Here is a 13,581-nt window from a genome sequence, read left to right as displayed (position 1 = left end):
ACGAGGTACGGCGGATGCAAACGGGAAACGTAGAAACATTTTCACTGGATGAAAATACCTGGAAAGGGCTGACGCTGACGGCCGGTGCCGCTCAACAAATCCTGCGTCTTGTCCAGTCTGATGACACGGTGAAAGGGTTACGTTTGAGCGTCAAGCAATCAGGATGTGCAGGGTTTGGTTATGTACTGGATCTGGTCAATGTACCAGATGCGGGTGATCTGGTGTTCGAGCGCGAGGGCGCACACCTGTACGTCCCTTTAAAGGCGATGCCTTTTATCGATGGCACCGAACTGGATTATGTGCGTGAAGGCTTGAACCAGATTTTCAAATTTAATAATCCCAAAGCGCAGCACGCCTGCGGGTGTGGCGAAAGCTTTGGCATTGAGTGATGACTGATATGGCGCGTAGCAATGTAGATGTACCTGATGATGTGCAAATCTGGATGGGGGATGGCCGCTATAAAGAGGGCTTTTTCACCGAACTGCCTACTGACCAACTGGGACGTGGCGTCAATGAAGAGGTGGTGCGAGCGATCTCCGCCAAACGCAACGAACCTGAGTGGATGCTGGAGTTCCGTCTCAATGCCTACCGCGCCTGGCTGGAGATGGAGGAGCCGCACTGGCTACAAGCGCACTATAACAAGCTGGACTATCAGGAGTACAGCTATTATTCGGCTCCGTCTTGCGGTCACTGTGATGACACCTGCGGCTCTGAACCCGGTGCCAAGCAGCAGTCCAGCATTGCCGAGGTGAACAGCTATCTGACTGGTGAAGTCGAAAATGCTTTTAATCAGCTCGGCGTGCCAGTGCGAGAAGGGCAAGCCGTGGCGGTGGATGCGATTTTTGACTCCGTATCGGTAGCGACCACCTATCGCGAAGAGTTGGCGCAGCAGGGGATTATTTTCTGTTCGTTTAGCGAGGCGATTCAAGAACACCCCGATCTGGTGCGCCAATATCTTGGTACGGTGGTGCCTGCCAACGATAACTTTTTTGCTGCGCTCAACGCCGCGGTAGCCTCTGATGGCACCTTTGTCTACATACCGAAAGGCGTGCGTTGCCCAATGGAGCTCTCCACCTATTTCCGCATCAATGCGGCGAAGACCGGCCAGTTCGAGCGCACCATCCTGATTGCCGATGATGACAGCTATGTCAGCTATATCGAAGGGTGCTCAGCACCCGTGCGCGACAGCTACCAACTGCACGCTGCCGTAGTCGAAGTAATTGTTAACAAAAACGCCGAAGTTAAATACTCAACGGTTCAGAATTGGTTCTCCGGCCAGGATGCCAAAGGCGGTATCCTTAACTTCGTGACCAAACGTGCACTCTGTGCCGGCGAGTATGCCAAGATGTCTTGGACCCAATCTGAAACCGGCTCGGCCATCACCTGGAAATACCCGAGTGTGATCTTGCGCGGAGATAACTCGGTGGGAGAGTTCTTCTCTGTTGCGCTGACCAGCGGGCATCAACAAGCGGATACCGGGACCAAGATGATCCACATCGGCAAAAAAACCCGCTCCACGATTATCTCCAAAGGGATCTCTGCCGGTCACAGTGAGAACACCTATCGCGGTCTGGTAAAAATCATGCCGACTGCCACCAATGCGCGTAATTTCACCCAGTGCGACTCGATGCTAATTGGCAGCGACTGCGGCGCGCATACTTTCCCGTATGTGGAAGTGCGCAACAATAGCGCGCAGCTGGAGCACGAGGCGACAACCTCACGCATTGGCGAAGACCAACTGTTCTATTGCCTGCAACGCGGTATCAGCGAAGACGACGCCATTTCGATGATTGTTAACGGATTCTGTAAGGACGTGTTCTCGGAGCTGCCGCTGGAATTTGCCGTAGAAGCGCAGAAGCTCCTGGCCATCAGACTGGAACACAGCGTCGGCTAAGGGCGTCGCAAAATAAAAATGCAGCAGGGTGCCGGATGTCAATCTGGTAGCACCCTACGCGAATTGATGTTATCAGGCGTGCTCGGCACGACGCCGCAAGGATAAACTATGTTAAGCATTAAGAATTTACATGTAAGCGTTGAAGGTAAGGCCATCCTGAACGGACTGAACCTCGAGGTGAAGCCCGGTGAAGTTCACGCCATCATGGGACCTAACGGTTCCGGAAAGAGTACGCTTTCCGCCACGCTTGCAGGCCGCGAAGATTATGAAGTGAACGACGGCACGGTGGCGTTCAAGGGGAAAGACTTGTTGGAATTAGACCCGGAAGATCGCGCTGGTGAGGGCATCTTTATGGCCTTCCAGTATCCGGTCGAAATCCCTGGCGTCAGTAACCAGTTCTTTCTGCAAACCGCCGTCAACTCCGTGCGCAAATATCGCGAGCAGGAGCCGCTGGACCGATTCGATTTCGCTGATTTCATTGAAGATAAAATCAAACTGCTGAAAATGCCGGAAGATTTGTTGACCCGTTCGGTCAATGTGGGTTTTTCCGGCGGCGAAAAAAAACGTAACGACATTCTGCAAATGGCAGCGCTGGAGCCAGAACTGTGTATCCTGGATGAGACGGACTCCGGGCTGGATATCGATGCGCTGAAGATTGTGGCCAACGGTGTTAATGCGCTGCGTAACCAACAACGCGCGTTTATTATCGTGACGCACTACCAGCGTATTCTGGATTATATCCAACCCGATTATGTGCACGTGCTCTATCAAGGTCGCATCGTCAAATCGGACGATTTTTCGCTGGTGAAACAGTTGGAGGAGCAAGGCTATGGCTGGCTTACCGACCAACAGTAACACGCTGGCTGAAAAACAGGCCAAAACGCTCCAGCAGTGGCAAGCGTTGTTTAACGCTTCACGTGCGGCGGATGCACCCAGTGCGCAACACCATTGGCAGGAAGTGATGCGGCTCGGCTTGCCGGGGCGCAAACACGAGCATTGGAAATACACTCTGCTGGATGGGTTGCTGGCACAGCAGTTCAGCGCGCCAGATGCGGTGACCCTTGATGACGATACGCTGGCAGCACACGCACTGGCGCTGGAAAGTTGGCGTCTGGTGTTTGTTGATGGCGTATTCAACGCGGCGTTGAGTGATGCGCAGTGGGGGCCTTACCAGATTGCGGTGAACGCGCCCCATGCGGCACCCACCGACCTGGCGGCGGTTCAACCCGAACTGTTTTTACACCTGACGGAAAGTCTGGCGGAGCAGCACAGTGCCATTCGTTTACCGACCGGATGTCAGGCGGAGAAACCACTTTATATTCTGCATATCAGCAGCGGACAGTCTGCGAGCCTGAACATGGCACACCAGCGTCACCATGTGTATGTCGGGGCGGGAGCCAGCGCAGAGATTATCGAGCACTACGTCAGTTTGGATGACAAGGCGCACTTCACCGGTACGCGCTTGACGGTGCATGCCGCTGCCAACAGTCAGGTAAAACACCTCAAGCTGGCGTTTGAGGCTGCCGCCAGTTACCACTTCGCCCACAACGATGTGGTCTTGGAGCGGGATGCGCGTGTGCGCAGCCACAGTTTCTTGCTGGGTGCCGGATTAACTCGGCACCACACCAGTGCACAGATTAACGGTGAAGGCGTCAACCTTTCTATCAACAGCCTGATTTTGCCGATTGGCAACGAAGTGTGCGATACCCGTACCTACCTTGAACATAATCAGGGCCACGGTGAAAGCCGACAACTGCACAAGGCGATTGTCAGTGATAAAGGCCGGGCGGTGTTCAACGGTATGATCAAGGTCGCGCCGGGGGCATTGAAGACAGACGGACAGATGACCAACAACAATTTGCTGCTGGGGCGTCTGGCGGAAGTGGATACCAAGCCACAGCTCGAGATCTACGCTGATGATGTGAAGTGCAGCCACGGTGCCACGGTTGGACGTATTGATGACGAGCAACTGTTCTACCTGCGTTCGCGTGGTATTTCACAACAGGATGCACAGCAGATGATCATCTATGCGTTTGCCGCCGAATTGACGGAAGCGCTGGATAACGACACGCTGCAAGAAGCGGTGTTGCAGCGTATTGCGCTGCGCCTGCCGAACTCGGCAGGAGTGGCCTGATGAATTATCCGATTGAACGTATTCGCCGCGATTTCCCGGTGCTGGCGCAGCAGGTCAACGGGCAGCCTCTGGCGTATCTCGATAGCGCCGCCAGTGCGCAGAAACCGCAGGCGGTGATTGACCGGGAAGTGGCGTTTTACAGTAATGAATATGCCGCAGTGCACCGCGGCATTCATACACTAAGTGCACAGGCGACCAGCGCGATGGAAGCGGTGCGTGAACAGGTTGCGCGCTATATCAATGCGGCCTCGGCGGAAGAGATCGTCTTCGTGCGTGGTACCACGGAAGCGATCAATCTGGTCGCCAACAGTTACGGCAGTGCTTTTATTCAAGCTGGTGACAATATTCTGATCACCGAAATGGAACACCATGCCAATATCGTACCCTGGCAAATGTTGGCGGAACGCCAAGGCGTTGAGCTGCGCGTGCTGCCGCTCACGGCGCAAGGCACACTGGATTTAAGCCAATTGGATACGTTGCTGGATACGCGTACCCGCTTGCTGGCCGTGGCTCATGTCTCTAACGTGCTGGGCACGGAAAACCCGATGGAAACCTTGATTGCGCGGGCGGGGGCGGTTGGCAGCGCGGTGCTGGTAGACGGGGCGCAGGCGGTGATGCATCAGCGTGTGGACGTGCAGGCGTTAGACTGTGATTTTTATGCTTTTTCCGGCCACAAAATATACGGTCCCTCCGGTATTGGCGTGCTGTACGCCAAGCACGCGCTGCTCAATGCTATGCCGCCGTGGGAAGGAGGCGGAGCGATGATTCGTGACGTCAGCCTGACGCAGGGCACCCGCTATGCCGATGCGCCGTGGCGCTTTGAAGCAGGATCGCCCAACACGGGCGGGATCATGGGACTGGGTGCGGCGCTGGATTATGTCTCCGCCATCGGGCTGGATGCTATTCACGATTACGAAACGGCGCTGATGCATTACGCGCTGGATGCGCTGAGCACGGTACCGGATATCATCCTCTACGGTCCGGCGGAGCGAAAAGGGGTGATTGCCTTTAACCTCGGCAAGCATCATGCCTATGACGTCGGCAGTTTCTTAGACCAGTACGGTATTGCCATTCGTACCGGTCATCACTGCGCGATGCCGTTGATGGCATACTATGGCGTACCCAGTATGTGCCGCGCCTCGTTAGCTGTTTATACTACCCGAGAAGAAATAGATCGGCTGGTTGCCGGACTACAGCGTATTCATCGTTTGCTGGGAGGCTGATAAGCCTTGTGCGCGCCAGCGTTTCCCCTTGTCTTTTTGTTCTGACGTTGTCGCCAGACGGTAATGAGGGGAGCGTGCATGTCAGCCTGTTGGGAGGAATTCATGACAAACTTGCCAGAGTCAGAAAAATTGTTGCGAAATTTTTCTCGTTGCAACAATTGGGAAGAGAAGTACTTGTATATCATTGAACTGGGCGGTCGTTTAGACCCGTTGCCAGAGCAGTGGCGTCAACCCGAGAACCTGATTGCCGGCTGTCAGAGTCAGGTATGGATTGTGATGACGCGTGATGAGCAGGGCCACCTGGTTTTTAGCGGTGACAGCGATGCGGCTATCGTCAAGGGACTGGTTGCCGTTGTCTTCAGCCTGTATCAGGGATTGACGGCGCAGCAAGTGCTGGCGCTTGATGTGCGACCTTTCTTTGCGGAACTGGCGCTGAGCCAGCATTTAACGCCATCTCGCTCACAGGGGCTGGAAGCGATGCTGCGCGCCATTCGCGCCAAAGCGTCGACCCTGGTCTGATCCTGCCAACCAGCCTGTTTACTGCGGGCTGGTTCACTCAAGCACGGCGTGTGCGCGCCAACCGCTTGGTTTTTCAGATTACCCCACTGGTTATTACCAGAAATTCCTTTTATTCTGTCGTGGTGCTTTGTCAAGAACTGCATATTAACGCATTGATTAGCAAATAAAACCTGAGGATGTTTTTGGCATGCTACACTTGCAGAATGCGACGGAAGTGGCCGCATTCAGGCCCGGCTGGTATCAATGACAAACGAATAATAACGTCAACCTGTAGATATTTTCGTATGAAGCGTATGTTTACACTTTTGGGTATGGTACTGGCGACCTACCTGGTAGGAAGCTCGGCGGCGAGCGCCACCGAATACCCATTGCCCCCTGCGGGCAGCCGACTGATCGGTGAGAACATTGCCTACCCGGTGCCCCATGATGGTCGGCCGCTGGAAGCGATTGCGTCTGATTTTAAAATCGGCCTGCTGAATATGCTGGAAGCCAATCCCGGTACCGATCCCTATTTGCCAACGCCGGGTTCCACCTTGACCATCCCGACGCAGATGTTGCTGCCGGATACGCCGCGCGAGGGCATTGTCGTCAATCTGGCTGAGCTGCGTCTCTACTATTACCCGAAAGGGAAGGGAACCGTCATCGTTTTCCCGATCGGTATCGGTCAGCAGGGGCGTAACACCCCGTTGATGGTCACGTCGGTCAGCGAAAAACGTGCCAATCCGACCTGGACGCCGACGGCCAACATCCGTAAGCGTTATCTGGAAGAAGAGGGCATCAAACTGCCGGCGGTTGTCCCGGCGGGGTCGGATAATCCGATGGGGCTGCATGCCCTGCGTATGGCGGCCCATGGCGGTGTGTATTTGCTGCACGGCACCAACGCTAACTTCGGTATTGGTATGCGTGTCAGTTCCGGCTGTATCCGTCAGCGTGCCGATGACATTGAATGGTTGTTTAATAACGTACCGGTAGGCACCCGAGTGCAGATCATCAATGACGCGGTGAAAACCTCGGTGGAGCCTGACGGCAAGCGTTACATTGAAGTGCATCAGCCGCTGTCTAAAACGTCCAAGGACGATCCACAAACCATGGCAATTCCGCTGAATAAACAGATTCAGAGCTTTATCCATGCGGCGGAAACGGATAGTCAAATGGTGGCCGATGCTATTGTACGCCGTTCCGGGATGCCGATTCTGGTTAGCGTCGGGCAAAGCGTCGAGCATTTTCAGGAACCAGCGCTAACAGCGCCTGAGACGCATCAGGCTGCGCCTATCTCTTCTGTGAGTGCATCTCACTAATTCATCGATAAAATGCGCTCAGCAACCGTTGAGCGCGCATTAATGTCACTCCTCGGTGAAATCCGGAAAATGTTGTTCTCAATGCCAGTTTATCTGAATCTTGTGACGTGCGTCAGCGGGTTGCGGGAGGCGTTAACGACATAGGCTGAATAGGCAAAACGGCAGGCAAAAAAAATGGCGCACACTGTGCGCCATTTTCACTACTTAACCAATTCTTACTTTTTGTAAGTACGAACTTGGTTGTCCAGACGCTGGTTAGCACGAGCTGCGTCATCTTTAGCAGTCTGTACATCAACGCGGATTACGTTCACGTCGTTGCTCAGTTGATCAACTTTAGCGTTCAGAGTCTGAACGTCAGAAGACAGTTGGTCAATTTTAGCATTGCTGGAGCAGCCTGCCAGCAGAGTAGAACCCAGGATTACCGTGCCCAGAACCAGTTTAGTACGATTCATTCTTAATACCCTCTAGATTGAGTTAATCTCCATGTAGCGTTACAAGTATTACACAAAGCTTTTTCTAATGAGAATAAATTTTTGATGAGAACATGCTTAATTTTGATCGTTCGCTTAAAGAAGCAGCGAGTTTTACAGAGTAGTTAAAAAAGGAGTGAAAACAGCGGTATTTTATGATGCGAATTGGGGATATATTCTGCGGAAATAGGTGGATCGCAATAGTGCTTATTTACTGAGTGTAGTCGATTGATAACATAAAAATATAAAAAAAAGCGCCATTTATGGCGCTTTTTTACTATCGATCATTTATTCACTCTGTAGTGGCACACTGATACTGGCCACCTGAGCGGAGGTGATATGCTCACCTCATTGATGTAGCCCCCTGTAACACCAGACAGTAGCTGTATCTCCAGATAAGAGATAGGCTTAGATATATGTCTAACAATCATGCTAATTTTGAAATGACCGGGATCCTGTTAGGGCAAGAAGTCCGTAAGCGTAAAACTCCGCAAGAGAAAATCGCCATCATTCAGCAGACAATGAAGCCGGGGATGAACGTCGCCCATGTAGCCCGCCTGCATGGCATCCAGCCCAGCCTTTTGTTTAAGTGGAAGAAGCAATACCAGGAAGGAAGCCTCACCGCCGTTGCGGCCGGAGAAGAAGTGGTTCCAGCTTCGGCGCTGGCTACTGCCCTCAAGCAGGTCCGGGAGCTACAGCGCCTTCTGGGTAAGAAGACGATGGAAGTTGAGATCCTCAAAGAAGCAGTGGAGTACCGCCAGTCGCGAAAATGGATAGCGCACGCGCCCTTGTTGCCAAAGGACGGGGAATAGCTCTGGTCAGCCGCGCCATGAGCGTGTCGCGTGCGCAGCTGTCACTGCGGGTTAACCGTTCTGCCGACTGGCTGGACAGGCGCAGCAACCGGCGTAATGACGAAGCTGATGCTGAGATATTATCGGACATCCTCCGTATCATCAGCGACATGCCCAGTTACGGTTACCGCCGAGTGTGGAGTATCCTGGGTAAGCAACGTCGTGCAGAGGGACTTCCACCGGTGAACGCCAAACGGCTTTACAGGATAATGAGCGAGCATAACCTGCTGTTGTTGCATGATAAAACTGAACGTCCGAAGCGGGAGCATAAAGGCAAAATCGCGGTAGCAGAGAGCGATATGCGCTGGTGCTCAGATGGCTTCGAGTTCGGTTGTGACAACGGCGAGAAGCTGCGGGTGACGTTCGCACTGGACTGCTGCGACCGGGAGGTCATAGACTGGGCAGCGAGCACCAGGGGTTATGACAGTTCAACCGTGCAGCATGTGATGCTGAGGTCGGTGGAAAAACGCTTCGGTAGCGCGCTGCCGGATAAACCAGTGCAATGGCTGACGGATAATGGTTCAGCGTACACAGCGCATGAAACGCGGAAGTTCGCCAGAGAACTGAATCTGGAGCCCTGCACAACAGCAGTGAGCAGTCCACAGAGTAACGGCATGGCAGAACGGTTCGTGAAGACGATGAAGGAAGATTACATCGCCTTCATGCCAAAACCCGATGTGCGAACAGCGCTGAAGAACCTTGCAGCGGCGTTCAATCATTACAATGAAAACCATCCGCACAGTGCGCTGGGATACAACTCCCCAAGAGAATATCGGCGCCAGCGGGCATCGTTAACTTAAGATACAAAAGCTGTCCGGAGATGGTGGGTCAAGATCAATATGCTCACCTCATCAACACGACAGGTGACCTCATGGGTAAACATTTTACGGCGGAATTTAAGCTCGAAGCCGCAAAGCTGGTTGTCGACCACGGCTACACATACGTTAAGGCCGCAGAGGCGGTTAATGTCAGCCATTCTGCCATTAGTCGCTGGGTCAATAAGCTTCGCCTTGAACGACAGGGAAAAACGCCAACGGGACTTCCTCTTACCCCTGAACAGCTCGAGCTGCGTGAGATGAAGAAAAAAGTCCAATGCCTTGAAATGGAGAACGAAATCCTAAAAAAGGCTACGGCGCTCTTAATATCGGACTCACTCAACGGTTCACGGTAGTCGACAGGCTGAGGGCGCGATACCCGGTCACGGCGTTGTGCCAAACTTTTGAGGTACATCGCAGCAGCTACAGGCACTGGCAGGCTTCCGCTAATGAACCCGACGGTGAGCGCGTGGTTAAGTGTAGCCGCGTCATGGAAGCCTGGAACGCCAGCGGCGGCTCTGCCGGCGCTCGAAGTATCGCGACCATCGTCACCGGCAGCTCCGGTGTCAAAATGGGGCGCTGGCTGGCTGGCAAGCTGATGAAGGAGCTGGGTATCGCCAGCTGCCAGCGACCGGCTCACAAATACAAACGCGGCGGCAATGAACACGTTGAAATACCGAACTATCTCAACCGCCAGTTCGCGGTTACCGCGCCGGATCAGGTCTGGTGCGGCGATGTGACCTACATCTGGACGGGCAAATGCTGGGCTTACCTTGCGGTGGTGCTAGATCTGTTCGCCCGCAAACCGGTGGGCTGGGCCATGTCGACGTCGCCGGACTCGGCGCTGACAGTTAAAGCGTTGCAGATGGCCTGGGAACTCCGGGGACAACCAACAGGAGTCATGTTCCACAGCGACCAGGGCAGCCACTATACCAGCCGTCAATACCGGCAAGCCCTGTGGCGCTGCCGGATAAAGCAGAGTATGAGTCGGCGGGGTAACTGCTGGGATAATGCGCCAATGGAGCGGTTCTTCCGCAGCCTGAAGACAGAATGGGTGCCGACAAAGGGTTACAACAGCTTCAGCGAAGCCCAGGACGCGATTATCCGCTACATCACGGGGTATTACAGCGCTATCCGGCCTCACTGGTATAACGGCGGCTTAACTCCAAACGAATCTGAGCGACTGTTCTACATACAGTCTAATGCGGTGGCCAATATTAGTTGACCACTACACTCACCATCGCGCGTTGACTGGCTGCTGCGCAGTTAACGGCGACAGCCAGTGGAAACGATCAGAGACGGTGTACGGATGCCGTGTTGGTGGTGCCACTGGAAACCAGCGCGCCAGAAACCATCACAACCACATCGCCTGGTTGTGCGTAACCGCTTTTCAGCGCGGCTTCTTTACCAATACGATAGAAGTCGTCGGTAGAGGCGATTTCATTCACCAGCAGCGTGTCAACGCCTTTGCTCAGCAGCAATTGACGCGCAGTGATGGCATTTGTGGTCAGTGCCAGAATACGCGCGTGCGGGAAGTATTTACGGATGGATTTCGCAGACTTGCCGCCGCTGGTCGCTACCACGATTAACGGCGCATCCAGTTTTTCTGCGGTTTCTACCGCACCGCGGCATACCGCTTCGGTGATACGCATTTTGGCAGAGTCTTGCTGTGCATCCAGACGCGCGTTCATCACCACGTCAGTGCGCTGACAGATGGTCGCCATGATGGTGACGGCTTCCAACGGGTATTTCCCTTTGGCGCTTTCGCCAGACAACATAACTGCATCGGTACCATCGATAATGGCGTTCGCGACGTCGCCGGCTTCTGCGCGGGTTGGGCGCGGGTTTTTGATCATGGAGTCCAGCATTTGGGTGGCAGTGATAACCACTTTACGTGCTTTGTTGCATTTTTCGATCATCATCTTCTGGGCGAAGATAACTTCTTCAACCGGAATTTCCACTCCGAGGTCGCCACGGGCAACCATGATGCCGTCAGACGCTTCCAGGATGTCGTCAAAGTTGTTCAGACCTTCCTGGTTTTCGATTTTGGAGATGATCTGGATGTTTTCGCCGCCGTGGGCGTTCAGGTGGGCACGGATCTCTTCGACGTCAGAACGTTTACGGATGAAAGAGGCCGCGACGAAGTCAACGCCTTGCTCACAGCCGAAGATCAGATCGCTTTTGTCTTTTTCAGCCAGTGCAGGCAACTGAATAGACACGCCCGGCAGGTTCACGCCTTTTTTCTCGCCCAGGTCGCCGTTGTTCAGCACCTTACAAATCACTTCACCGTTGTTAATGGCGGTGACTTCCATACCAATCAGACCATCATCCACCAATACGGTGTTGCCGACGGACAGGTCAGTGGCGAAACCTTCGTAGGTAACCGCAACGCGTTCTTTATTACCGATAACCGTTTGGTCAGTAGTGAAGGTAAAGGTCTGGCCTGCAACCAGGCTAACGTCCGCACCGTTTTCCAGCTTCATGGTACGGATTTCTGGCCCTTTGGTATCCAGCAGAATGGCGGCTTGTTTACCTGTCTTCTCGATGACCGCGCGCATGTTTTTGATGCGCTGCCCGTGCTCAGCATAATCCCCGTGTGAGAAGTTAAGACGCATCACATTCATGCCTGCATTCAGCATATTGGTCAGCATTTCCTCTGATTCGGTTTTCGGACCGATAGTACAAACGATTTTAGTCTTTTTCATACGAGTGTTTTCTACAAGTTGTGATGGATAAAAAAATCATGAGTTCGCGGGCACCGGATACTACGAGGCCGACGAACGGAATGTGTTTGCGGGTCCAGAGCGAATAGTAATTGTATCGGGTAACGATGAATGAAAGATGATGGACGTGGCCTGTTACCACCGGCAGTAAGCCGAGTGCGGTGATATGCTGCAACCGTGTCGCTCGCCACCGGTAAAACGCGTCTTTCAACCTTAAGCGCGTCTCGGGGATTTATGTTTGCAGTAACAGTGTCTAATCGTAGTATTTTCGGCACGTCGATTTGCTGAAACCATTCAATGAAACAACGTTTCGTATTATAGTTATAACGCATGGGGAAACAAGATAATTACGTTGCTAAGATAGCGCGTTTTCTTGTGTTTGCGCAAAAAAACTAACGATTTTGTCATTTTCCCTCATTTTCTTTCTTTTTATTGCGCAACTTGTAGTGGTCAACTTGTAGTGGTCAACTAATATTGGCCACCGCATTAGACTGTATGTAGAACAGTCGCTCAGATTCGTTTGGAGTTAAGCCGCCGTTATACCAGTGAGGCCGGATAGCGCTGTAATACCCCGTGATGTAGCGGATAATCGCGTCCTGGGCTTCGCTGAAGCTGTTGTAACCCTTTGTCGGCACCCATTCTGTCTTCAGGCTGCGGAAGAACCGCTCCATTGGCGCATTATCCCAGCAGTTACCCCGCCGACTCATACTCTGCTTTATCCGGCAGCGCCACAGGGCTTGCCGGTATTGACGGCTGGTATAGTGGCTGCCCTGGTCGCTGTGGAACATGACTCCTGTTGGTTGTCCCCGGAGTTCCCAGGCCATCTGCAACGCTTTAACTGTCAGCGCCGAGTCCGGCGACGTCGACATGGCCCAGCCCACCGGTTTGCGGGCGAACAGGTCTAGCACCACCGCAAGGTAAGCCCAGCATTTGCCCGTCCAGATGTAGGTCACATCGCCGCACCAGACCTGATCCGGCGCGGTAACCGCGAACTGGCGGTTGAGATAGTTCGGTATTTCAACGTGTTCATTGCCGCCGCGTTTGTATTTGTGAGCCGGTCGCTGGCAGCTGGCGATACCCAGCTCCTTCATCAGCTTGCCAGCCAGCCAGCGCCCCATTTTGACACCGGAGCTGCCGGTGACGATGGTCGCGATACTTCGAGCGCCGGCAGAGCCGCCGCTGGCGTTCCAGGCTTCCATGACGCGGCTACACTTAACCACGCGCTCACCGTCGGGTTCATTAGCGGAAGCCTGCCAGTGCCTGTAGCTGCTGCGATGTACCTCAAAAGTTTGGCACAACGCCGTGACCGGGTATCGCGCCCTCAGCCTGTCGACTACCGTGAACCGTTGAGTGAGTCCGACATTAAGAGCGCCGTAGCCTTTTTTAGGATTTCGTTCTCCATTTCAAGGCATTGGACTTTTTTCTTCATCTCACGCAGCTCGAGCTGTTCAGGGGTAAGAGGAAGTCCCGTTGGCGTTTTTCCCTGTCGTTCAAGGCGAAGCTTATTGACCCAGCGACTAATGGCAGAATGGCTGACATTAACCGCCTCTGCGGCCTTAACGTATGTGTAGCCGTGGTCGACAACCAGCTTTGCGGCTTCGAGCTTAAATTCCGCCGTAAAATGTTTACCCATGAGGTCACCTGTCGTGTTGAT

Annotated in this window: 12 protein-coding genes; 9 read left to right on the top strand and 3 right to left on the bottom strand. The window is 53.6% G+C overall.

Features of this window, described 5'->3' with window-relative positions; translation table 11 throughout:
* Positions 1–14 precede the first annotated feature (14 nt).
* From sufA to ACWWJF_RS24560, 7 genes are all read left to right on the top strand, one after another.
* On the top strand, positions 15–389 hold the full coding sequence (gene sufA / locus ACWWJF_RS24590; RefSeq protein WP_455870811.1) for a Fe-S cluster assembly scaffold SufA: 375 nt from the start codon (positions 15–17) through the stop codon (positions 387–389).
* Positions 390–397: 8 nt separating this feature from the next.
* Positions 398–1,894 (top strand): Fe-S cluster assembly protein SufB, encoded by a 1,497-nt coding sequence (sufB, locus tag ACWWJF_RS24585; RefSeq protein ID WP_455870810.1) that lies wholly within the window; start codon positions 398–400, stop codon positions 1,892–1,894.
* 108 nt (positions 1,895–2,002) lie between these two features.
* Positions 2,003–2,749 carry a Fe-S cluster assembly ATPase SufC gene (gene sufC / locus ACWWJF_RS24580; protein WP_455870809.1) on the top strand — a complete coding sequence of 249 codons (747 nt, stop codon included), beginning with the start codon at positions 2,003–2,005 and terminating at the stop codon, positions 2,747–2,749.
* The gene (gene sufD, locus ACWWJF_RS24575) at positions 2,724–4,028 is read left to right on the top strand and encodes a Fe-S cluster assembly protein SufD (RefSeq protein ID WP_455870808.1); all 1,305 of its coding nucleotides are present in this window, start codon (positions 2,724–2,726) and stop codon (positions 4,026–4,028) included. The genes sufC and sufD overlap by 26 nt, the downstream gene beginning before the upstream one ends.
* Positions 4,028–5,251, top strand: a complete 1,224-nt coding sequence (gene sufS / locus ACWWJF_RS24570) for a cysteine desulfurase SufS (protein ID WP_455870807.1) — start codon at positions 4,028–4,030, stop codon at positions 5,249–5,251. The genes sufD and sufS overlap by 1 nt, the downstream gene beginning before the upstream one ends.
* 102 nt (positions 5,252–5,353) lie before the next feature.
* A complete protein-coding gene (gene sufE, locus ACWWJF_RS24565; protein ID WP_455871255.1) occupies positions 5,354–5,770 on the top strand; it encodes a cysteine desulfuration protein SufE in 417 nt (138 codons plus the stop codon).
* A 284-nt stretch (positions 5,771–6,054) separates the two neighbouring features.
* Positions 6,055–7,068: a L,D-transpeptidase family protein gene (locus ACWWJF_RS24560; protein WP_455870806.1), complete on the top strand. Its 1,014-nt coding sequence runs from the start codon at positions 6,055–6,057 to the stop codon at positions 7,066–7,068.
* A 215-nt stretch (positions 7,069–7,283) separates the two neighbouring features.
* Here ACWWJF_RS24560 and ACWWJF_RS24555 read toward each other — a convergent pair whose 3' ends face one another.
* Positions 7,284–7,520, bottom strand: coding sequence for a major outer membrane lipoprotein (locus ACWWJF_RS24555; RefSeq protein WP_455870805.1), 237 nt, complete (start codon positions 7,518–7,520; stop codon positions 7,284–7,286).
* A 461-nt stretch (positions 7,521–7,981) separates the two neighbouring features.
* Between ACWWJF_RS24555 and ACWWJF_RS24550 the strand changes: the two genes are divergently transcribed.
* A protein-coding gene (locus ACWWJF_RS24550) for an IS3 family transposase (protein WP_455871254.1) occupies positions 7,982–9,189 on the top strand; the annotation gives its coding sequence in 2 pieces (ribosomal slippage) (positions 7,982–8,303 and positions 8,303–9,189; 1,209 coding nt in all).
* A gap of 71 nt (positions 9,190–9,260) precedes the next feature.
* Positions 9,261–10,429, top strand: a protein-coding gene (locus tag ACWWJF_RS24545; RefSeq protein ID WP_455870804.1) for an IS3 family transposase whose coding sequence is annotated in 2 segments (ribosomal slippage) — positions 9,261–9,516 and positions 9,516–10,429 — 1,170 coding nt in all. Because the reading frame shifts where the segments join, the coding sequence is not laid out codon by codon here.
* 67 nt (positions 10,430–10,496) lie between these two features.
* Here the strand turns inward: ACWWJF_RS24545 and pykF are convergent.
* Both pykF and ACWWJF_RS24535 read right to left on the bottom strand, forming a co-directional pair.
* Positions 10,497–11,909: a pyruvate kinase PykF gene (pykF, locus tag ACWWJF_RS24540; RefSeq protein WP_455870803.1), complete on the bottom strand. Its 1,413-nt coding sequence runs from the start codon at positions 11,907–11,909 to the stop codon at positions 10,497–10,499.
* A 482-nt stretch (positions 11,910–12,391) separates the two neighbouring features.
* A protein-coding gene (locus tag ACWWJF_RS24535) for an IS3 family transposase (protein WP_455868400.1) occupies positions 12,392–13,560 on the bottom strand; the annotation gives its coding sequence in 2 pieces (ribosomal slippage) (positions 12,392–13,305 and positions 13,305–13,560; 1,170 coding nt in all).
* Positions 13,561–13,581: the final 21 nt, after the last annotated feature.

It is taken from the genome of Symbiopectobacterium sp. Eva_TO (genome assembly GCF_053848865.1).
The sequence above is the reverse complement of the archived record's forward strand: the minus strand, read 5'-3'. Positions and strand labels throughout refer to the sequence as shown.

Bases quoted from the DNA above. Each gene is read 5' to 3' on its own strand.
- sufA (WP_455870811.1), top strand. From the start codon at position 15: ATGCAAACGGGAAACGTAGAAACATTTTCACTGGATGAAAATACCTGG.
- sufB (WP_455870810.1), top strand. From the start codon at position 398: ATGGCGCGTAGCAATGTAGATGTACCTGATGATGTGCAAATCTGGATG.
- sufC (WP_455870809.1), top strand. From the start codon at position 2,003: ATGTTAAGCATTAAGAATTTACATGTAAGCGTTGAAGGTAAGGCCATC.
- sufD (WP_455870808.1), top strand. From the start codon at position 2,724: ATGGCTGGCTTACCGACCAACAGTAACACGCTGGCTGAAAAACAGGCC.
- sufS (WP_455870807.1), top strand. From the start codon at position 4,028: ATGAATTATCCGATTGAACGTATTCGCCGCGATTTCCCGGTGCTGGCG.
- sufE (WP_455871255.1), top strand. From the start codon at position 5,354: ATGACAAACTTGCCAGAGTCAGAAAAATTGTTGCGAAATTTTTCTCGT.
- ACWWJF_RS24560 (WP_455870806.1), top strand. From the start codon at position 6,055: ATGAAGCGTATGTTTACACTTTTGGGTATGGTACTGGCGACCTACCTG.
- ACWWJF_RS24555 (WP_455870805.1), bottom strand. From the start codon at position 7,520: ATGAATCGTACTAAACTGGTTCTGGGCACGGTAATCCTGGGTTCTACT.
- pykF (WP_455870803.1), bottom strand. From the start codon at position 11,909: ATGAAAAAGACTAAAATCGTTTGTACTATCGGTCCGAAAACCGAATCA.